Origin of the sequence: Mycolicibacterium helvum (assembly GCF_010731895.1) — a bacterium.
GTDB lineage: Bacteria > Actinomycetota > Actinomycetes > Mycobacteriales > Mycobacteriaceae > Mycobacterium > Mycobacterium helvum.
Genome location: NZ_AP022596.1, coordinates 2,744,095 through 2,764,114, shown reverse-complemented (window position 1 = coordinate 2,764,114; position 20,020 = coordinate 2,744,095). Strand labels below are relative to the sequence as shown.

Here is a 20,020-nt window from a genome sequence, read left to right as displayed (position 1 = left end):
GGGTGCCGGCCCGCCGCGGAGGCCGCAAGACCAGCCCGAGTCAGGCAGCCGGGGCGAGGCACTTCCCAAGTCGGTTACCATTGCCGACGGAGGATTCGCCTAGTGGCCTATGGCGCTCGCCTGGAACGCGGGTTGGGTTAATAGCCCTCAGGGGTTCAAATCCCCTATCCTCCGCCACCTGTCCGAGGTGCGATCGGGGGATCAAAGCGCCTGGTCGCACCTCGGATTTTCGCCATCAGACGAGCTGGGCTAGGAGGGGCATGCGCGCCGCCGCGACTGCAGCGCACCTCGTGTTGTGGGTACTGTCCGGCGCCCTGTACTTCCTGTTCGTCCTGCCCCGGTGGTGGGAGCTGATGGGCGACACGTCCCACACCCTGGGCACCGTGCTGCGCATCGTCACCGGTGTCGTGATCGCGCTGGCCGCGCTACCGGTGCTGGCCACCCTGCTGCGCACCCGTAAGCCCGAGCTCGGAACACCACAGGTGGCGCTGCGGTTGCGGGTGTGGTCGATGAGCCTGTACGTGCTGGCCGGTGTATTGATCGTCGGGGCGGCGGTTGCCGAGATCTGGGTCAGCCTGGACAAAGACGGGAAATGGTTGTTCGGGATCTACGGCGCGGCCGCCGCCATCGCGGTCCTGGCGCTGCTGGCCTACAACCTGGCGCACACCGCCGAACTGCCGGCCAAGGCGCCGAAGCCCAAGAAAGAGAAGGCGAAGCGCAACAAGACGGCCGAGTCCGTCGAGTCCGGCGAAGATTCGGCCGGCGAGCCCAATGAGCCCGAGGCCGTATCGATCGAAAAAGCCGTCGCGATCGAAGAGACGGTCGAGGTGTCGACCGAAGCCGGACCTGAAGATTCTGCCGGCGGCCTGCGTAACAAGCGCCCGACCGGAAAGACGAACCACCGGCTGCGTCGGCGCAATCGCGGTGCCGTCGCCGTCGACGAATCGGAGTAGGCCCGGCGTCGAGATCGACGTTTCAGCGCCATTCTCTCGAGCTTCTTCGCCCAAACGTTGGTTCGGGTGACGCTTGCGCGCCCTATGCTGAGCGAGTGCACAACACTTCCCCCTATCGGGTCGTCCAGTGGACGACCGGCAACGTCGGCAAGAGCTCCGTCCAGGCGATCGCCGCCAATCCCACCCTCGAACTCGTGGGCTGTTATGCCTGGTCAGACGCGAAGTCTGGCCGCGATGTCGGGGAACTGGTCGGCATTGAACCGCTGGGAATCACCGCGACCAGCGACATCGACGCCCTGCTGGCGCTGAAGCCGGACTGCGTGGTCTACAACCCGATGTGGATCGATGTCGATGAGCTGGTCCGAATCTTGTCGGCCGGCGTCAACGTGGTCGCCTCAGCCTCGTTCATCACCGGACACAACCTCGGCGAAGGCCGCGCTCGCCTCGAAGCGGCGTGCAAGAGCGGCGGGTCAACGATGTTCGGCTCGGGTGTGAGCCCCGGCTTCGCCGAACTGCTGGCGATCGTCGCCGCCACCGCCTGCGATCGCGTCGACAAAGTCACCATCCAAGAAACGGCGGACACCACCCTGTACGACTCCCCCGAGACCGAGCGTCCGGTCGGATTCGATATGGCGATCGACGATCCCGAACTGCAGCCGATGGCCGCCAAGGGCACAGCCGTCTTCGCCGAGGCCGTGCAATTGGTCGCCGACTCGCTCGGCGTCGAGCTGGACGAGATCACCTGCGTGTCCGACTACGCCCAGACCACCGAGGATCTGCCGATGGCGTCGTGGACCATCAAGGCCGGCCACGTGGCCGGTGTCTACGCCAGCTGGCAGGGCTTGGTCAACGGCAAGACCGTCATCGACATCAATGTGCGATGGAAGAAGGGCCAGACCCTGGAGCCGGATTGGAAACTCGACGGTGACGGCTGGAAGATCACCATCGACGGGCGTCCGACAGTGACCATGAACGTCGGCTTCCTGCCGCCGCCCGATCTCATCGAGAACGCCACCTCGATCGAGGACTTCTTCGTCCTCGGCCACATCATGACCGCGATGCCACCGATCCACGCCATCCCCGCTGTCGTCGCGGCGGCGCCGGGAATCGCGACCTACAACGACCTCAACCTGCCCCAGGCCCGCGGCGTGGTGCCGTCGAGTTAGAGGACGCTCGATGCAGGCGCCAAAGCCAAGGCGACCTTGAGTCGAATTCCCGTACCCACCAACAACTTAGGCGCCCCTAACTGCCCCTAGGCAACGCTGTGGATTTGCCCACGACTTGCCGTCCGTGTCGGCGCGCCTGGGACGTCTTCGCCCCAACGGTGTCAACATGCGCCCGTGCAGAACAGCCACGCCGCACGGATTTTTGCTGCTGCGTTCCTCATGACCGCTGCACATCTGGCGTCCGTACCAACACCGGTCGCACGTGCCGACAACTGCGCCGATATCCAGGTCGTCTACGCGCGGGGAACCGACACAATTCCGCCGGTCGACCAGGTCGGGCAGGCTCTGGTCAACGCGTTGAGTGCACGACTGCCAGGCAAGTCCCTGGCCATCTATGGCATCAATTACCCGGCCAATCTGGATCTCGCCGGCGGGTCCACCACCGGTGCCACCGACGGGTGGGTGCATGTCCAGAACCTGGTGGCCGCATGTCCGAATACCCGAGTGGTACTCGGCGGGTATTCACAGGGTGCTGACGTCATCGACCTGCTCACCACCACGGCGGGCGCCGCGTTCGGCACCCCCACCCCGATGCCCGATGCCGTCGCAGGCCACATAGCGGCGGTCGTGGTCTTCGGTAACCCGTCGAGAAAGGTCGGCGGCGGACCGCTGCCGACCCGAAGCGTTCTCTACGGCTCCAAGGCCGTCGATGTCTGCCTGACCGGCGACCCGATCTGTTCGAACGGGACGGACCTGACCGCTCACGGCAGGTACGTCAGTTCTGGGCTGGTGGCCCAGGCTGCGCAGTTCGCGGCCGGCCGGCTGACATCGAGCGCCGGCTGACCGGGATCGCCAGTGGCCTACGGCTCCGGGGTGACGGTGGCCGGCGTCTGCAGTGTCAGGCCGATGTTGGAGATGTTTATGACACCGAACGCGGTGAAGTTCTCGTACGCCGTGGCCGAACTGGTGATCTGCAGCGTCAGATCACCCGGGGTGACCGGATCATCCGAGGTGTAGACGATGTTCTCCATGTTGAACGTCACGCTGTGCGTGCGCCCGTCCAGGGTCACCGGTACCGGCGTGACGAGGTTGCCCACCACTAGGCCGGTGTTGTTGTCCACCAACTGCGCGTAGACGAAGCGGCTGGTCCCCAGGCCCTGGTAGTCGAAGGTCAGCGTCGGCGCCCCAACCGTCTGATCCAGCCCGGTCAAATTCAGCTTGACGTTGATCGCATTGCTGGCCTTCGACGCCAACCCCAGCGAATACGGAATCGAGGCCTGCGGAGCCGGGCCGGAGCCGCCGACGATCGGAACGATGCCCAATGTTCCACCCGATGCCCCACTGGCGGCGGTGAAATTCGAACCGAAGAACGCGCTGCCCGCGGTCGGCAGATCGTTGGAGGAGAACCAGTTCCCGAACTGGTCGGTGTACTGGAAGTTCGGCGCCGCCGGCACCACCTTGCCCTTGACGTACTTGTCGAGCCAGTTCAGGGTCGCATCCAGGTTGCGGGTACCGGTGGTGTCGGGGGTCAGGCAGACCCCGTGGCCGGTGCAGGACCAGATCATCTGGGCGGGCACGCCCGGCTTCAACGCCTCCGCGTTCTGGATGGCTTGCTGCAGGGTGAACAGCACGTCGATCGTGCCCTGCAGGAAGAGCGTTGGCGCGCTGATGTTCCCGACCACGAAATCGGGCCCGCTGCTAGCCAACACGGCTTGCGCGGTGTTACTGAGGAAGCCGGTCAGCAAGCCGCTGATGACGCCCAGGTAGATCTGGTTGTTGATGCGCGCGTTGCTCAGGACCAGATCCAGTAACAACAAGGTCGAGTAGGAGGTCTTGAACGCGCCGCTGGGGTAGAGCGCTTGGTTCAGCGAGTTCCACGCGATGCCAGGCACGATGGCGTCGATGCGGGAATCGGTGCCCGCGGACGTCAGCTGAATGCCACCGCCATAGGAGCCGCCGACCATGCCGACCTTAGGATCGTTGGGCCCGTTGAGATCTGATGTGGGTTGCGTCGCAATCCAATTGATCATCGCGGTGACATCGCGACCCTCGAAAGCCGGGCTGTCGAGCTGCAGGATGCCGCCGGAGTTGAACTCGCCGCGCGGATCCCAGGTGACGACGTTATAGCCGTCGTTGCGCAGCGATTGCACACCGGGAGTGAGTCCGCTGATCCCGTACGGCGTGTACGGATCAGTCTGACCGGCGGTGGCCAAGCCCGGGCCGTTGAGGATGGTCGGTGCCACGTCACCGGCCGGAACTCCGTTGGCGCCCACCGTCGATGCCGGGAACCAGTTGAGGCTGATCAGTGTGCCGTCGAACGACGGCATCTTGTACGTGAACGCCAGCGGGTTGCCGAGCGGGTTGTCGGCCGACGGATTCGGCGCGAACGTAACGACCTGCGAGTAGCCGATGATAGGGGCCAGCAGGCCACCGAGGATCGGGGTCTGGTGCAGGACGAGGATCACCTGTCCAGCGAGGCCGCCCAGGAGCGGGATCCCTTCGACGATCTTGTCGAACTGGGTCTTCTCGGCCACCAGGACCTTGAACGTCTCGCTGCCCGAGGCAAGGATCGACTGATTCGGCAGGTAGCTGAAATTGCCGAGCACATAGTTGGTGTCGTTCGAGCTCGAGAAGGTGACCTTGCCGCCAGCACTCGGACCACTGATCAAGGTGTAGGTGAGCGGGTTGGTCGACGTTGTCGTCGCCCCGGTGCTGCCGTTGTAGATGCCGTCAACAATGCTCAGCGACTGGTTGATGGTGATGGGGTTGCTGAGCGTCAGCGACGCCGTGGACAACGCCGACGTCACGCTACTGGCCGTCGCACTCCCCCGGCGCTGGAGCGCCACAAAGCCAAGTGCGAGTGGCGAATCCGCGGGCACCGCCGGCAATCCACCGGTCAACTGATCGAACGCATCGTGCACCGCGGTGGTCAGGCGCGTGGCGACCGGGGTCGCCGACAGCGTCTGGGCGCTGGCACTCGGTGAGGTGTTTGCCGTCACCTCAGCCGAACTGGAATCCGCCGACGACGATGTGGCAGCAGTCTGGTTCTGGCTTGACCCTGAGTTCGAGTGCTTCGAACTCGTCTTGGCACCGCCGGTGCTGACAGCCTGACCCGATCCAGCCGTCCCGGACCGCTTCGACAAAGCGGTGGAGTGGGACGAGCTCTGGGACCCAGCACCTGGAGAACTGGCCGTCGAGGAATTCCCGCCTGCCGCCGACGATCCCGTCGACGCGTCGGCCCATGCGACGCCGTATCCCGTTGAGAACAGTGCGGCGCCCACACCGAGGGCCACCGCCAATCCGCCAACCCGGCCCACAAAGCGTGAAGCACCCATGATTGTCTACCTCCCCGACCAGCGGCCACTATGCCTTTGCGGAGGGTAAACCCGTCGAGCGGCGCAAGACCGCAAATTGCCGAAACTGTCAGATATGGGTTTGCTGAAGTTACCGAGTCGCGTTGAACGCCAAAGAATCAGGCGTAGTCAAAATTAGTCGAACCCATGCCGTCGGGCGTGGTGTAGTCGATGTAGACCGGGCCTTGCTGGAACGGCACATAACCGGTGTTGATCAACCCGCTCGAGATCACCTCCGGGCGGTTCTGCGAAGTGACGATGTAGGAGTACAGAAACACCCCGTCCGCGGTGTACACCGAGATCTTCGTCCCGACCGGCACACTGCTGCCCCCGCCGATCATCGAGGACAGGATGGTGCCGTATACGCCACCGGAGTCGATGATCGCCCCGACTTGAGTCGGCGTGCCGTTGTTGATCTTCACCTTGAGATACGCGTCAGGCGCGCCGGATACCGACGTTCGGGTCGGCAGCGGGTTCGGGCCGAAGACCATCACGCCGGCGAGGCCGAAGAACAAGCCCTGATAGAGGAATACGCCTTGGCTGAGGTCACCGGGCAGCGCGGTGGTCGGAATACCAACAGGACCGGGGCCGGCGGCGTTCGCCCCGATCCCCAGCACTCCGGAGGCACCACCAAGCTGGTGGAAGAAGGCCAGGGCCGCCGCCGCGTCGTTGGCGTCGACGATGTTGACGCTGGTCGGCCCGGAGACGATGCCGCTCCCGAAGTTCACCGTCGTCGTGTAGGTCGTGTAGCTATAGCTCAGCCCGCCGCTGTAACCACTCGTACCGCTACCGGTCGAAGCGCCAAGAGGCACAGCATCGCCCACCGATGCGGCGGTGAGCACCAGTCCAGACGAACCGGTGTCGACCAGCACCGGCGTGCTCGGGCCGCCGTTGACCGTGATGTAGACGATCGGCTCGGTGGTGGACCGCATGGTCACCGGGACCAGGGCGTACACCCGACCGTTGAGCGCCGCCGTGCTGACTGCGTTCTGCACCGGCGTGATGGCGCCGGTTCCCTCGAAGGCACCGACCAGCGGGAGGATCAGTCCCGTGCTGTTCAGTGCGGTGGTGGCAAGCGTCGGCAGCAACAACGCGCCCAGCAAGGTCACCCCGGCCAACTCGTGCACGATCGGAACGCCGGATGTCTTCGCGTAGAGCTCTTGGGCCGGCGTTATCGCGGCCCCCCAGGTGTTCAATGCCAATGCGGCCTGCGCGAGCAGGATCTGCGGGGCGATCGACACCAGGCCCGCGGCGATATTGCCACTGCCCCAGGTCTGTTGCTGCAACAGCGACTGCGCTTCAGAGATCTGTTCTTGGGCCAGACTCACCGCGACATTCGCCACAACCGGCGGCGTCGACGGCAACCAGGAGGTGCTGCTCGGGGTCGAATTGGCAGCGGCGGTCGACGAGCTGTCGCTCGCTGCGGCGCTTGCGGCGGCCCCGCGCGCGGAATGGCCCGTCGACGACGTCTCCGCGGCCGTGGCCGTAGCCGTCGCGGTCTGGGTCGCCGTGGTGTCGACAACGGCGGCCGCTGGGGCGTTGCTCGCCGCAGCGGTCGACGCCTTGCGCGAGCTGACGTTTCCACCCGATGAGGTGGTGGCACTGCTGCGCGCCGAATGGGCGGTGGCCTTCGCCGCGGTCGACGAACCGGTGGCGGTCGAGGACGATGAGCCGCTTTCGGAACTGGCTGACGATGTCTTACCGGCACCCGAGCCGGCGCCGGTGTCGGCGTAGGCGACCGCGGATCCGCTGGCCAGGGCGGCGCCGAGGCCCAGGGTTACGGCACCGGCACCCAGCCACGCGTACGGCCGGCGGCGATTGCGCCGGGATCGATGCTTGCCGTCCCCGCGGGGCTGCCCGCTGTCACTGTGGCTCATCGCTTCCCCCTCATGCACCAAAGGCGGCGACAGCCCATTGCGCAGTCGCTAGTTTGCTGAGTGTCTACCACAGGAGGCCGGGGCGGCAATAGCAAACCCGCCTGGCAGTCGCGTACGAATCTGCCAGCCGGTGGACAGATCGACCAGAATGCCGGACACATCAACGGCGTCGAGACGAGCTGGGTCTTCTGAGAGTCAGCGACAAGGTCGACAAGACACTGGATGCTCGAGTGTATGGTCCAAGTGACGAGGCTGCCGGAGGATGCGATGCCGAAGTTGGACGACATTGACCTTGCCGACCTGGACCGATTTACGGCCGGGTTCCCTTACCGCGTCTTCGACGATCTGCGTCGAGACGCTCCGGTTTGGTGGCATCCGCCAACCGCCCACACCCCGGGAGGCGAGGGTTTCTGGGTACTGAGCCGCTACGCCGACATCGTCGCCGCGTCCGCAGACGACGCGACGTTCTCGTCCGAGACGGGCGGTAACCGCGTGGGCGGCGGCACCACGTTGGAGGACATGCCGATGGAGTTCGCCGTCGGTGCCCTGCTGAACATGATGGACGACCCACGTCATGCACAATTCCGCCGATTGCTGACCCCGAGCACGACGCCTCGGGCCCTCCGCATCATCGAAGAGGACCTGCGTCGCCGGGCCATCGACATCGTCGACGCGGCGATCGCCAAGGGCGACTGCGACTTTCTCATCGACGTCTCTGCCGAGTTGCCGCTGCAAGCGGTGGCCGACTTGGCGGGGGTGCCGCAATCCGATCGGCATGAGTTGATGAACTGGGCCAACGTCACCCTCGACTATGAGGGACGCGAACTCGGCGAGGTCAACGAGATCCTCGCTCAGGCGCAAGCCCGGATGTTCACCTACGGAACGAATCTGCTGGCGCGCAAGCGATCCGAGCCACCCACTAGCGATCTACTGTCCATCGTGACGCACGCGCTGATCAATGACGAGCCACTCAGCGAGAACGAGCAGCGCCTGTTCCTCAGCCTGATTATCGCGGCCGGTAGTGAGACGACGCGCAACTCCATCGCCATCGCGATGTCGGCCCTCAGTGAGCGGCCGGAGACGTGGGAACGACTGCGCGACAACCGCGAGCTGCTTCCAACGGCGGTCGAGGAGATGCTGCGCTGGGCATCGAGCACGCCCTACAACCGGCGCACCGCCACGCGCGACATCGAGATGCACGGCCAACAGATCAAGGCCGGCGACAAGGTCTCCCTGTGGTGGGCGTCAGCTAACCGGGACGACGCAGTTTTTGCGGATCCCTACGCCTTCGATATCGACCGAAATCCCAACCCACATCTTGCCTTTGGACGCGGAGTCCACTTCTGCCTCGGCGCATCGCTGGCCCGCATCGAGATGCGGGTGATGTTCGACGTCCTGCTCGACCGCGTCGCCTCGGTGACACTGACCGGACCCATCGAATACGTTCGCAGCAACAAGCACAGCGGAGTCCGGCACATGCCCGTGACGATCAATCCGCGGAAGGATTAGCCCATGTCGATTTCCGAGCAGTACATCGAGGCGGTCAACCCGGGCTGGCCATCTATTACCGCCAGGTGTTGATTGAGCGCTCAATCGATCTGCATTACCGGGCGAACTGCAAGGTGATGACGGCATCGCTAGCGATGACTTGGCCGGGGGCCGGCACCTGCGCGGCAATGTGATTGCTCTGGTATTGCGAGTTCGCCAGATCAGGGGCCTTCGACAGCACACCCGTCCAGCCGAGCGTACGAAGAGCTGGATCCGCGTCGGTCCAGTACATGCCGCGCAGGTCGGGCATGACCAGGGAGTCGCGCGGATGCGTCGGCGGACTCGCCGTGTAAGTCGGTGCGAGCGCACTGGTGACACTCGCATCAGTCGCGACGACGGCATGACCACCCGATGAGCAGCCTCCGACCACGCAGACCGTGCAGCCCGCAATAATCACTGCGCGTAGTGCTTTCACTTCTTGGGGTTACCGTCCTCATCCCAGTTCGCCGCGACTTTTTTACTCGGCTGCACGCGCGGCGGTTCGCCCGGCATCTTCGGATAGTTCGGCGGGTAGGGCAGATCCGCGAGACCGCGATCCTCGTCGGCGGCCACCATCTCCAGCAGCGGATCAATCGACTGGACAACCGAATCCAGCTCGGCCATCGGGTCACCACGCTCGGCGATCAGTGCCGGCACGGTGGCCATGGTGAAATCATCGGGATTGGCGCTTGCCAGCTCCTGCCACGTCAACGGTGTGGAGACGGTGGCGATCGGGGTCGCCCGCACCGAGTACGCGCTGGCGAACGTCCGGTCACGGGCATTCTGGTTGTAGTCGATGAACACCCGCTTGCCGCGTTCCTCTTTCCACCACGAGGTGGTCACCAGATCGGGTGCCCGGCGCTCCAATTCACGCGCCAGCGCGATCCCAGCTCGGCGCACCGCGATGAAATCCCAGTCCGGCCGGATCCGCACGTACACGTGCACCCCGCGCCCGCCGGACGTCTTCGGAAAACCGATCAACCCGAGTTCGTCGAGCACCGGCTTGAGGATGTCGACAGCGATCGTGCGCGCCTCGGCGAAGCCCGTGCCCGGCTGCGGGTCGAGGTCCACCCGGAGCTCGTCGGGGTGGTCGGTGTCCGGGCAGCGAACCTGCCACGGGTGCAACGTCACTGTGCCCATCTGCGCCGCCCAGACGATCGCCGACGGGTGGGTCACCTTCAACGCATCGGCGGTACGCCCGGACGGGAATGTCACCCGGCAGGTCTGCAGGTATTCGGGATGTTTTTCGGGGACGCGCTTCTGGTAGATCTCTTCGCCCTCGATACCGTCGGGGAAGCGCTGCAGATGCGTCGGCCGATCCCGTAGCGCCGTCAGCAACGGGCTCAGACCACTCCCTGAGTCGCTGCGCTGCTGCCAGCCGGCTCCCACTGTCCGGTAGTACTCGACCAGCTTCCCCTTGGTGCCGTTCGAACCCAGCTTGGGGAAGTACACCTTGTCCGGGTTGGTGAGCCGGACGGCGACACCGTCGACGTCGATCTCTTCAGCCTTGGCCGCCATCAGCGCGACGGGTTGAATTGGAATCCGCTCACGCTCTTCAACCTACCGACACGAAGCCAACCCGGACGAGACGAGAATGAACCGATGCAGCTGCCCGTCAATCCCCCGGTGTCGCCGATGCTCGCCAAGTCGGTGCCCGCCATACCGCCCGATGCCTCCTACGAACCGAAATGGGACGGGTTTCGGTCGGTGTGCTTTCGCGATGGCGACGACGTCGTCCTCGGTAGCCGCAACGAGAAGCCGCTGACGCGGTACTTTCCAGAGCTGGTCGGCGCCGCCCTGGCCGAGCTGCCGCAGCGCTGCGTGATCGACGGTGAGATCGTCATCGCCACCGGGACGGGTCTGGACTTCGATGCCCTGCAGCAGCGCATCCATCCCGCCGACTCCCGGGTGCGCATGCTCGCCGAGAAAACCCCGGCGGCGTTCGTCGCCTTCGACCTGCTCGCACTCGGCGACGACGACTACACCGGCCGGCCGTTCAGCGAGCGGCGCGCCACTCTGGTGCAGGCCCTGGCCGACGCCGGGCCGTCGTTTCATGTCACGCCGGCCACCACGGATCTGCCGACCGCGCAGCGCTGGTTCTCCGAATTCGAGGGCGCCGGCCTGGACGGAGTGATCGCCAAGCCGCTCATGATCACCTACCAGCCCGACAAGCGAGTGATGTACAAGGTCAAACACGAGCGGACCGCCGACTGCGTGGTCGCGGGTTACCGAGTGCACAAGTCGGGAGAGGATGCCATCGGTTCGCTACTCCTCGGGCTCTACAAGGACGACGGCACCCTGGCGTCGGTGGGTGTCATCGGCGCATTTCCGATGGCCGAACGCCGCCGGCTGTTCACCGAATTACAGCCTCTGGTAACCGAATTCGAGCTTCACCCATGGAACTGGGCGGCGCACCAGGCAGGCGAGCGCACGCCCCAGAAGAATGCCGGATCCCGGTGGAACGCGGGGAAAGATCTCTCGTTCGTGCCACTGCGGCCCGAGCGGGTGGTCGAGGTGCGCTATGACCACATGGAGGGTGAGCGGTTTCGGCACACCGCGCAGTTCAATCGCTGGCGGCCCGACCGCGACCCGCGCTCGTGCACCTACGAGCAGCTCGAGCGCCCGCTGACGTTCAGTCTTGCCGACATCATTCCTGGGCTCCAGGCCCGCTAGCCCAGCGCGCCCGGCGGCCGGGAGACGCACTGCGCCGAGTACAGCTCCACACCAAGCTTGTTCATCAGCTCGAGCTGAGTCTCGAGGTAGTCGATGTGGTTTTCCTCGTCGGACACGATGTCCTCGAACAGATTGGCCGTGGTGGAGTCCTGCTTCTCGCGGCAGAGCACGATGGCCGGCTTCAGCCGGTTGACCACCTCGTACTCGAGGGCCAGGTCGCTCTCGAACTGTTCGCGGATCGTCTGGCCGATGTTCAGCGTGCCGATCCGCTGGTAGTTGGGCAGCCCGTCGAGGAGCAGGATCCGGTCGGTGACGCGCTCCGCGTGGCGCATCTCGTCGAACGACTCGTCCCTGGTGTGCTTCGCAAGCTCGGTGAAGCCCCAGTTGTCCTGCATCTTCGAGTGCAGAAAGTACTGGTTGATCGCGGTCAGTTCGCTTGTCAGCTGTTGATTGAGGAGAGTGAGAATCTCGCTGTCGCCTTGCATGGCTTTCTCCTGTCAAATATCGCAGACCGCAAGCAAATCCGTATTCGATGAACGTAATACAGATTCGCCGACGGTGCACCGCTTATCGTGGTCAGACGGGTTGTGTTGCTTGAAGATTGGCACATTTCGACCCGCGACGGCAAATAAGATAAGGCTTGGCTGACTTCAGCTCAATTCGGTTAGTCTCGCCTTAGTTGACCGCCGAAATAAGCGGTCGGCTGAAAACTATCGAGCTCTCGAATTGCGTCCGCGGCGGGTAATCCAATTCCGCTGCACTGCCGGCATCTCGCCGACCCCGGGGAGCCCCAGGCCGTAGTTAGCTTAGGTTAAGCTAACTACCTGCAGGCCGGCTAGCAGAGGACACCGATATGGGACGAGGCATCGGAGGCGCGATGCTGCGCGGCTTCGGCGGGCGCGATCACCTCGCGACCGTGGAGCAGGTCGCCCACATCGCCCCGCACTGCGTCCGGATCACCATGTCGTCGCCGACCGTATTCTCCGATGTCAGCGTGGGGCCGACAACATGGCTACGGTTCTGGTTCCCCGATCCGGCCGGCGGAAAAACCGAGTTCCAGCGTGCCTACACACTCGTCTGGGCTGACCCCGACGCCGGCCGGTTCGCCGTCGACGTCGTACTGCACGAGCCCGCCGGTCCCGCCTGCGCCTGGGCTTCGGCGGCCGCGCCGGGGATGACCATCCCGGTTGTGTCCCTTGGGTCGACGCGGTTCGAAGTCCCGGAGGAACTGCCAGCGGGCTTCCTCCTCGTCGGCGATTCGGCATCGATACCGGCAATCAACTCCATCGTGGCTGCGCTCCCGCCCGACGTCGACATCGAGGTGTATCTCGAACGCCACTGCGACGAGGACGAACTCATCCCACTCACCGAGCACCCGCGCCGTCGCCTGCACTGGGTGACCCGAACCGACGACACCTCGCTGGCGGATGCTATCGAGGACCGGGATTGGTCGAACTGGTCGGCGTGGGCCGGCCCCGAAGCCGGCGCGCTCAAGCACCTGCGCAAGCGCCTGAAGGACACCTTCGGGTTCCCCAAGACCGAACTGAAGGCCCAGGCGTACTGGACCCGAGGCCGCGAGATGGGCAGCAGTCGCGACGACGACGCGCCAGCGCCCGCAAGGGAAGTCCCCGCCTCGTCCGCGCCCGCCCAGCCCGGCCCTGCCGCCAAGGGTAAGTGGCGCTCGCAAGCGGGCAAAGACCTACTGGCGCCGGTGAAATCGCAATTGATCGTCGCCGGCGTGCTCCAAGCGCTGCTCACCCTGCTCCAACTGGCCCCGTTCGTGGTACTGGTCGAGTTGACTCAGCAGTTACTGAGCGGCACAGACCCTTCCCGGGTGTGGAAGACCGTGACAGTGTTCGTGGTGCTACTGACCACCGGCACCACGCTGGGCGCGGTCCTCGTGCTCTGGCTGCACGTGGTCGATATGCGGTTCAGCGCCGAGGTGCGGCGCCGCCTGCTGGACAAGCTCGCTCGAATGCCGTTGGGCTGGTTCACCGATCGCGGCTCCGGCGCGGTCAAAAAGCTCATCCAGGACGACACCCTGTCGCTGCACTACCTGGTGACCCACGCCGTGTGCGACGCGGTCGCTGCGGTGGTCGCGCCGATAGCCGTACTGATCTACCTGTTCTCCGTCGACTGGCGGATCGCGCTGATCCTGTTCCTGCCGATCCTCGTCTATATCGTGACCACCGCGACGATGATGTACCAGAGCGGACCAAAGATCGCCGAAGCCTCGAAGTGGGCCGAGCGGATGAACGGCGAGTCGGCCGCCTTCCTAGAGGGCCAGCCCGTGATCCGGGTGTTCGGCGGTGCGGCGGCCTCGTCATTCCGCCGGCGCCTGGACGACTACATCGCCTTCCTCAACGAGTGGCAGCGACCGTTCATCGCCAAGAAGACCTTCATGGATCTGGTCACCCGACCATCGACATTCCTGTGGCTGATCGTGACGGCAGGCACCGGGTTCGTCGTAGCCGGCTGGACCGCCCCGACCACGCTGCTGCCATTCCTGGTGCTGGGCACCACGTTTGGCAGCCGCCTGCTGGGCATCGCCTACGGATTGGGCGGTATCAGGGAGGGCACGCAGGCCGCCAAGCGCATCGCAGTCACGCTCAACGAGACCGAATTGAGCACACAGCAGGATGTGCCGTCGTCTCCGACCATCCCCGGGGTGACGTTCGAGGGCATCAGCTTCGGTTACCGCCCGGGTGTGCCGGTGATCCACGATGTGACGCTGGGTCTGAACCCCGCGACGGTGACCGCCCTGGTCGGCCCGTCCGGATCGGGCAAGTCGACCCTGGCGGCACTGCTGGCGCGGTTCCACGACGTTGACACCGGCGCGATCCGGATCGACGGCCGCGACATCCGATCGTGGGAGCCCGACGAGCTCTATTCGAAGATCGGATTCGTGTTCCAGGACGTGCAGCTCGTGGCGGGCACGGTCCGCGACAACATCGCGCTGGCCCGCCCGGAAGCCAGCGCCTCAGAAGTGGAGACCGCAGCACGCAGCGCACAGATCCACGAGCGAATCCTGCGGCTGCCAGCCGGCTACGACACGGTCCTCGGGGCCGACAGCCAGCTGTCCGGCGGCGAGAAGCAACGCCTCACCATCGCCCGCGCACTGCTCGCCGACACCCCGATCCTGATCCTCGACGAGGCCACCGCGTTTGCCGATCCAGAATCGGAATACCTTGTGCAACAAGCACTCAGCTCACTCATCCAGAACCGTACGGTGTTGGTGATCGCACACCGGCTGCACACCATCACCGGCGCCGACCAGATTGTCGTCCTCGACCACGGCCGCATCGCGGAGGTCGGCACCCACACCGGGCTGCTTGCCGCCGACGGCCGCTACCGGCGCCTGTGGGACAGCAGGCTGGCCAACACATCGGACACAACCGGTGCGCTGACCGGTGAGGTCGCCCGATGATCCGGTCCCTGATCCGGTTGATCCCCGCACACCTACGGGGGCGACTCGTCACCTACGTTGTGCTGTCGCTGATTTCGGTCATCCTGCGCGCGGCGAGCGCGTTGCTATTGGTGCCACTACTGGCGGTGTTGTTCGGCTCAGACCCAGCCGACGCCTGGCCGTGGGTCGGCGCGCTCACCGCGGTCACCGTCAGCGGATGGGTCATCGACATGACCCTGGCACGCATCGGCTACGGCATCGGCTTCACGCTGGCGGACACCACCCAGCACGCAATGGCCAACCGGCTCACCCAAACTCCCCTGCGCTGGTTCACCGCCGACAACACCGCGGCGGCTCGACAGGCCATCGCGGCCAGCGCTCCCGACCTCGTCGGTTTCATCGCCAACCTGCTCAGCCCGTTCATCGGTGCGCTGCTGCTGCCGGCCGCGATCACCATCGGGCTGTTCTTCGTCTCCTGGCAGGTGGCAGTAGCCGCCGCGATCGCGCTGCCATTCATGCTCGGCGCACTCGCCGCAAGCCAGCGGCTGGTCCGTGCCGCCGACGCCGCCGACGCCAGCGCCCACAGCGCCCTCACCGAACGCCTCGTCGAGTTCGCCCGCACCCAGCAAGCATTGCGGGCCAGCCGCCGCGTCACAGCCGCCCGTAGCCAGACCGGGGAGGCCATCACCGCCGTGCGGGGGGCCACCCTGCGGCTGTTGCTATTCGGAATCCCCGGTCAGCTTCTGTTCAGCGTGGCCAGCCAGATCGCGCTGATCCTGTTGGCGGGCACGATCACGACGCTGACATTGCAAGGCCACCTCGGCGCTCCCTCGGCGGTGGCACTGGCGATCGTCATGGTGCGGTTCCTCGAGCCCTTCACCGTGCTCGCCGATCTTTCCAGCGCCATGGAGTCATCTCGCGGGCTGCTGGACCGGCTGAACACCGTCGTCACCGCACCGCTCGACGAACAGCCGCGACGCGGGCCGCTGCCATCCGGTGAATCCCGTCCGCCCCGAATCGAATTCCGCTCGGTGGGCTTTGGCTACCAAGACTCCGAGGTACTCAAGAACGTCACCTTCACCCTCGAACCGGCCACCACCACCGCCGTCGTCGGCCCATCGGGTTCGGGTAAGAGCACGATCCTGTCCCTGATCGCCGGCCTGCACACGCCCACGCGCGGTCAGATCTTCATCGACGGCACCGATGTCACCGAAATCGACCCCGAGGCCCGGCGTGCGCTGGTCAGTGTGGTGTTCCAACATCCGTACCTGTTCGACGGGACGATCGCCGACAACATCCGGGCCGGCCATCCGGCGGCCGACGACGACACCATTCACCGCGCCATGACCCTGGCTCGTGTCGACGATATCGTCGAGCGGCTGCCCGACGGCGCGCAGACCAAGGTCGGCGAGGCCGGCACCGCGCTGTCCGGCGGTGAACGCCAGCGCGTCAGCATCGCGCGCGCCCTGGCCAAGCCGGCCGGGGTCCTGCTGATCGACGAGGCGACCAGCGCGCTGGATACCGAGAACGAGGCGTCGATCACCCAGGCGATCAGCGACGATCCGCATCAGCGCACCCGGGTCATCATCGCGCACCGGCTCGACGCCATCCGCAACGCCGACCAGGTGCTGTTCGTCAATGACGGTGTGATCCTCGAGCAGGGAACCATCGACGAACTCAACACGCGCGGTGGGCGATTCGCCGAGTTCTGGCGTCAACAGGAGACCAGCGCCGGCTGGCAGATCGCGGCGGAGGCATCCGGTCGGGTATGAAAATTCTTGGTGTCGCCAGGCGGTTCTGGATTCCGCTGGTTCTGGTAGTGGTGATCGCGGCCGGTGGTTTGGCCGTCTCCCGGGTCCGCGGAGTGTTCGGCTCCCACCAGCTGCCGACGTATGCCGGCAGCAAATCCGACGAGAAGCGCAAGTCGGATCCCAAACGTGTGGTCTACCAGATCTTCGGCCCGCCGGGGACAGTCGCCGACATCAACTACCTCGATGACAGCGGAACCCCGCACCAGATCAACGGGGCAACGTTGCCATGGTCGGTGGAGATCGTCACGAATGCGCCCGCCATGGCAGGAAATGTGTTGGCGCAGGGCAATAACGATTCGATCGGGTGCCGCATCACCGCAGATGGAGAGATCAAGATGGAACGGACCGCGGACGCGGTGAGTGCCTACGTCTACTGCTTTGTGAAGTCGGCATGACACCGTCGTCATCGCTCAGGGATTCCCGGCCGCTGCCGCGCTGGATTCGGAGACTGGCCATCCCGATCATCCTCGGCTGGCTGGGCGTCGTCGTCGTGTCCAGCATCGCCATACCGCCGCTGGAAACCGTAGCCAAGATGCGTGCGGTGCCGATGAGCGCACCGGATGCGCCGTCGGTGCAGGCGATGACACAGATGGGCCGCGCCTTCGGGGAGTCCGAGTCCGACAGCGTTGTGATGATCGTGCTCGAAGGCGATCAACCGCTAGGTCCGGACGCACACCGCTACTACGACAACATCATTCAGAAACTTCGGGCCGATACCTCTCACGTCACGCACGTCCAGGACTTCTGGGGCGATCCACTGACCGAGGCGGCGGCGCAGAGTTCCGACGGCAAGGCGGTCTACGTTCAGCTGAACCTGGCCGGCAACATCGGTACGACCCAGTCCAACGAGTCGGTGGCCGCTGTGCGCAAGGCGGTGACCGACACGCCGCCGCCGGCCGGAGTCACTGCCTATGTGACCGGACCTGCTGCGCTGCAGGCGGATATCGAAGCTGCCGGCGAACACAGTATGGCCAAGATCGCGCTGGTCAGCTTCGCCGTGATCATCACGATCCTGCTGTTCTTCTACCGTTCGATCGTGACAGTGGTGTTGCTGATCGCGACGGTGTTGGTCCAGGTGGCGGCGGCACGCGGCATCGTGGCCGCGCTGGCCTATCACAACGTCATCGGACTATCGACGTTTGCCGTCAATCTGCTTGTCTCACTGGCGATCGCGGCGGGTACCGATTATGCGATCTTCCTCGTCGGCCGTTACCAGGAAGCACGCCAGGCCGGTGCGGACCGCGAAGCGGCGTACTACGAAATGTTCAACGGCACGGCACCTGTCGTGCTGGGATCCGGCCTGACCATTGCCGGTGCGTCATACTGCCTGAGCTTCACCCGACTGCCGTTCTTCCAATCATTGGGTCCTCCGTGCGCCGCCGGCATCGTGGCTGGTGTCGCGGTCGCCCTCACGCTGGGCCCGGCCATCGTCACAGTCGGCAGCCGATTCGGGCTACTGGAACCCAAGCGCACCATGCGAATCCGAATGTGGCGCAGGATCGGTGCCGCGATCGTGCGGTGGCCGGGACCGATCCTTACCGCCTCGCTGGCCGTCGTCCTGCTCGGGCTGGCAGCCTTGCCCGGGTACCGCACCAGCTACAACGACACTCGATACATCCCCCAGAACATCCCGGCCAACGAGGGCTTTCAGGCCGCCGACCGGCACTTCAGCCAGGCTCGGATGAATCCCGAGATACTGCTGATTCAGGCCGATCACGACCTGCGCAACTCCGCCGACTTCCTGGTCATCGACAAGATCGCCAAGTCCGTCTTCCGGGTTCCCGGTATCGCGCGGGTGCAGACGATCACCCGTCCCGACGGGATGCCGATCGCCCACACATCGCTCCCATTCCTGGTCAGCATGCAGAACGTCGGCATGGTCCAGAACATGAAGCTGATGAAGGACCGGATGGCCGACATGAAGCGGCAGGCCGATGAGATGGGCACCACCGTCGCCACGATGCAGCGCATGTACAACCTGATGTCCCAAATGACCGGCGTGACGCACGACATGGTCGGCCAGACCATCGAACTCCAGGGAACGGTTCACGAATTACGGGACCGGATAGCTGATTTCGACGATTTCTACCGGCCAATCCGCAACTATCTGTACTGGGAACCGCACTGCTACAACATCCCATTGTGCTGGTCCACCAGGTCGATATTCGACACCATGGACGGCGTCGACACGATGACCGCCACCATGGACAAAGTCATCGCCAACATGGGCGAATTGGACCGGCTCTTGCCGGAAATGCTGGTCACGGTCCCGCCGATGATCACCACAATGCAGAACATGCAGCAGATGATGCTGACCACGCACAGCACCATGGCGGGCATGTGGAACCAGCTCGATGAGCTGAGCCAGAGCTCGACGGCCATGGGCAAAGCCTTCGATGACGCCAAGAACGACGACTCCTTCTATCTGCCGCCTGATGTGTTCGACAACCCTGACTTCCAGCGCGGGATGAAGAGTTTCGTGTCGCCGGACGGTAAGTCGGTGCGGTTCATCATTTCTCATCGCGGCGATGCGGCATCACCCGAAGGGCTGTCCCTCGTCGAACCGATCAAGGTCGCCGCGATCGAGGCGGTCAAGGCCACCCCGTTGGAGGACGCCAAGATTTCCCTGGCGGGCACGGCGGCCACCTTCAAAGACATGGCCGACGGTTCGAAATACGATCTACTGATCGCCGGGATCGCTGCGCTGTGCCTGATCTTCATGATCATGGTGGTGGTGACCCGAAGCCTGGTCGCAGCGCTGGTCATCGTGGGGACCGTGGTCGCGTCGTTGGGCGCAGCCTTCGGGCTGTCGATCCTCATCTGGCAGTACATCTTCGGTATCGAACTGCACTGGCTGGTGCTGGCGATGTCGGTGATCGCCCTGCTGGCAGTCGGCTCGGACTACAACCTGCTCTTGGTGTCCCGGTTCAAAGAAGAGCTGCCGGCCGGTATCAAGACCGGCATCATCCGCTCGATGGGTGGGACCGGCAGCGTCGTCACGGTGGCCGGCTTGGTGTTCGCCGCCACCATGGCGTCGATGGTGGTCAGCGATCTGCGCATCATCGGTCAGATCGGCACCACCATCGGGCTGGGACTGCTACTGGACACCCTTGTGGTGCGGTCCTTCATGACACCGGCGATCGCCGCACTGCTGGGCCGGTGGTTCTGGTGGCCGATCAATGTCCGTAGCCGTCCCGCCCGCCCTACGAAATCCGCGACCGAGACTTCGGTTCCGGTGCACAACTGAGCTAGAT

The 20,020-nt window shown here is 64.8% G+C and carries 16 protein-coding genes and 1 tRNA gene; 12 read left to right on the top strand and 5 right to left on the bottom strand.

All coding sequences use genetic code 11. The annotated features are described in order from the left end of the window. Positions 1 to 88: 88 nt before the first annotated feature. The 4 genes from G6N38_RS12820 (at position 89) to G6N38_RS12805 (ending at position 2,962) form a co-directional block, all read left to right on the top strand. Positions 89 to 177: transfer RNA gene (locus tag G6N38_RS12820), tRNA-Ser, on the top strand. Between the two features lie 83 nt (positions 178 to 260). Beyond that, positions 261 to 953, top strand: coding sequence for a lipid uptake coordinator LucA (locus G6N38_RS12815; protein WP_163747875.1), 693 nt, complete (start codon positions 261 to 263; stop codon positions 951 to 953). A 95-nt stretch (positions 954 to 1,048) separates the two neighbouring features. Next, complete coding sequence (locus tag G6N38_RS12810; RefSeq protein ID WP_163747873.1) at positions 1,049 to 2,119, top strand: NAD(P)H-dependent amine dehydrogenase family protein; 1,071 nt, start codon at positions 1,049 to 1,051, stop codon at positions 2,117 to 2,119. Positions 2,120 to 2,293: 174 nt separating this feature from the next. Then, positions 2,294 to 2,962 carry a cutinase family protein gene (locus tag G6N38_RS12805; RefSeq protein WP_246227891.1) on the top strand — a complete coding sequence of 223 codons (669 nt, stop codon included), beginning with the start codon at positions 2,294 to 2,296 and terminating at the stop codon, positions 2,960 to 2,962. 17 nt (positions 2,963 to 2,979) lie between these two features. On the opposite strand, the gene G6N38_RS12800 is transcribed toward G6N38_RS12805, so the two are convergent. Beyond that, positions 2,980 to 4,926 (bottom strand): alpha/beta hydrolase family protein, encoded by a 1,947-nt coding sequence (locus G6N38_RS12800; protein ID WP_163747871.1) that lies wholly within the window; start codon positions 4,924 to 4,926, stop codon positions 2,980 to 2,982. 118 nt (positions 4,927 to 5,044) lie between these two features. Between G6N38_RS12800 and G6N38_RS12795 the strand changes: the two genes are divergently transcribed. Further along, positions 5,045 to 5,230: a hypothetical protein gene (locus tag G6N38_RS12795; RefSeq protein ID WP_163747870.1), complete on the top strand. Its 186-nt coding sequence runs from the start codon at positions 5,045 to 5,047 to the stop codon at positions 5,228 to 5,230. A 361-nt stretch (positions 5,231 to 5,591) separates the two neighbouring features. Here G6N38_RS12795 and G6N38_RS12790 read toward each other — a convergent pair whose 3' ends face one another. Continuing rightward, positions 5,592 to 6,800: a PecA family PE domain-processing aspartic protease gene (locus tag G6N38_RS12790; protein ID WP_163747860.1), complete on the bottom strand. Its 1,209-nt coding sequence runs from the start codon at positions 6,798 to 6,800 to the stop codon at positions 5,592 to 5,594. A 43-nt stretch (positions 6,801 to 6,843) separates the two neighbouring features. Between G6N38_RS12790 and G6N38_RS12785 the strand changes: the two genes are divergently transcribed. Continuing rightward, positions 6,844 to 7,206 carry a hypothetical protein gene (locus G6N38_RS12785; RefSeq protein ID WP_163747859.1) on the top strand — a complete coding sequence of 121 codons (363 nt, stop codon included), beginning with the start codon at positions 6,844 to 6,846 and terminating at the stop codon, positions 7,204 to 7,206. A gap of 410 nt (positions 7,207 to 7,616) precedes the next feature. Then, on the top strand, positions 7,617 to 8,858 hold the full coding sequence (locus tag G6N38_RS12780; RefSeq protein ID WP_163751975.1) for a cytochrome P450: 1,242 nt from the start codon (positions 7,617 to 7,619) through the stop codon (positions 8,856 to 8,858). Positions 8,859 to 8,952: 94 nt separating this feature from the next. Here the strand turns inward: G6N38_RS12780 and G6N38_RS31190 are convergent, their stop codons facing one another. Further along, positions 8,953 to 9,312, bottom strand: coding sequence for a PASTA domain-containing protein (locus tag G6N38_RS31190; protein WP_163747858.1), 360 nt, complete (start codon positions 9,310 to 9,312; stop codon positions 8,953 to 8,955). Further along, complete coding sequence (locus G6N38_RS12770; RefSeq protein ID WP_163747857.1) at positions 9,309 to 10,394, bottom strand: DNA polymerase domain-containing protein; 1,086 nt, start codon at positions 10,392 to 10,394, stop codon at positions 9,309 to 9,311. Before G6N38_RS12770 ends, G6N38_RS31190 begins: the two co-directional genes overlap by 4 nt. A gap of 84 nt (positions 10,395 to 10,478) precedes the next feature. Between G6N38_RS12770 and G6N38_RS12765 the strand changes: the two genes are divergently transcribed. After that, a complete protein-coding gene (locus G6N38_RS12765; protein ID WP_163747856.1) occupies positions 10,479 to 11,549 on the top strand; it encodes an ATP-dependent DNA ligase in 1,071 nt (356 codons plus the stop codon). Here G6N38_RS12765 and bfr read toward each other — a convergent pair. Then, on the bottom strand, positions 11,546 to 12,034 hold the full coding sequence (gene bfr / locus G6N38_RS12760) for a bacterioferritin (protein WP_163747855.1): 489 nt from the start codon (positions 12,032 to 12,034) through the stop codon (positions 11,546 to 11,548). The two genes, G6N38_RS12765 and bfr, sit on opposite strands and share 4 nt — an antisense overlap. 368 nt (positions 12,035 to 12,402) lie before the next feature. Between bfr and G6N38_RS12755 the strand changes: the two genes are divergently transcribed. Genes G6N38_RS12755 through G6N38_RS12740 form a run of 4 tightly spaced genes read left to right on the top strand, consistent with a single transcriptional unit; the run spans position 12,403 to position 20,013 of the window. Continuing rightward, positions 12,403 to 14,976 (top strand): ABC transporter ATP-binding protein/permease, encoded by a 2,574-nt coding sequence (locus tag G6N38_RS12755; protein WP_163747854.1) that lies wholly within the window; start codon positions 12,403 to 12,405, stop codon positions 14,974 to 14,976. Continuing rightward, a complete protein-coding gene (locus G6N38_RS12750; RefSeq protein WP_163747853.1) occupies positions 14,973 to 16,727 on the top strand; it encodes an ABC transporter ATP-binding protein in 1,755 nt (584 codons plus the stop codon). Before G6N38_RS12755 ends, G6N38_RS12750 begins: the two co-directional genes overlap by 4 nt. Then, complete coding sequence (locus tag G6N38_RS12745; RefSeq protein WP_163747852.1) at positions 16,724 to 17,161, top strand: MmpS family transport accessory protein; 438 nt, start codon at positions 16,724 to 16,726, stop codon at positions 17,159 to 17,161. The genes G6N38_RS12750 and G6N38_RS12745 overlap by 4 nt, the downstream gene beginning before the upstream one ends. Then, complete coding sequence (locus G6N38_RS12740; protein WP_163747851.1) at positions 17,158 to 20,013, top strand: MMPL/RND family transporter; 2,856 nt, start codon at positions 17,158 to 17,160, stop codon at positions 20,011 to 20,013. The genes G6N38_RS12745 and G6N38_RS12740 overlap by 4 nt, the downstream gene beginning before the upstream one ends. Positions 20,014 to 20,020: the final 7 nt, after the last annotated feature.

Excerpts from the sequence above, each read along its gene's own strand:
- G6N38_RS12780 (WP_163751975.1), top strand. The coding sequence starts at position 7,617 with ATGCCGAAGTTGGACGACATTGACCTTGCCGACCTGGACCGATTTACG.
- G6N38_RS12755 (WP_163747854.1), top strand. The coding sequence starts at position 12,403 with ATGGGACGAGGCATCGGAGGCGCGATGCTGCGCGGCTTCGGCGGGCGC.
- G6N38_RS12770 (WP_163747857.1), bottom strand. The coding sequence starts at position 10,394 with ATGGCGGCCAAGGCTGAAGAGATCGACGTCGACGGTGTCGCCGTCCGG.
- G6N38_RS12745 (WP_163747852.1), top strand. The coding sequence starts at position 16,724 with ATGAAAATTCTTGGTGTCGCCAGGCGGTTCTGGATTCCGCTGGTTCTG.
- G6N38_RS12740 (WP_163747851.1), top strand. The coding sequence starts at position 17,158 with ATGACACCGTCGTCATCGCTCAGGGATTCCCGGCCGCTGCCGCGCTGG.
- G6N38_RS12750 (WP_163747853.1), top strand. The coding sequence starts at position 14,973 with ATGATCCGGTCCCTGATCCGGTTGATCCCCGCACACCTACGGGGGCGA.
- bfr (WP_163747855.1), bottom strand. The coding sequence starts at position 12,034 with ATGCAAGGCGACAGCGAGATTCTCACTCTCCTCAATCAACAGCTGACA.
- G6N38_RS12815 (WP_163747875.1), top strand. The coding sequence starts at position 261 with ATGCGCGCCGCCGCGACTGCAGCGCACCTCGTGTTGTGGGTACTGTCC.
- G6N38_RS12765 (WP_163747856.1), top strand. The coding sequence starts at position 10,479 with ATGCAGCTGCCCGTCAATCCCCCGGTGTCGCCGATGCTCGCCAAGTCG.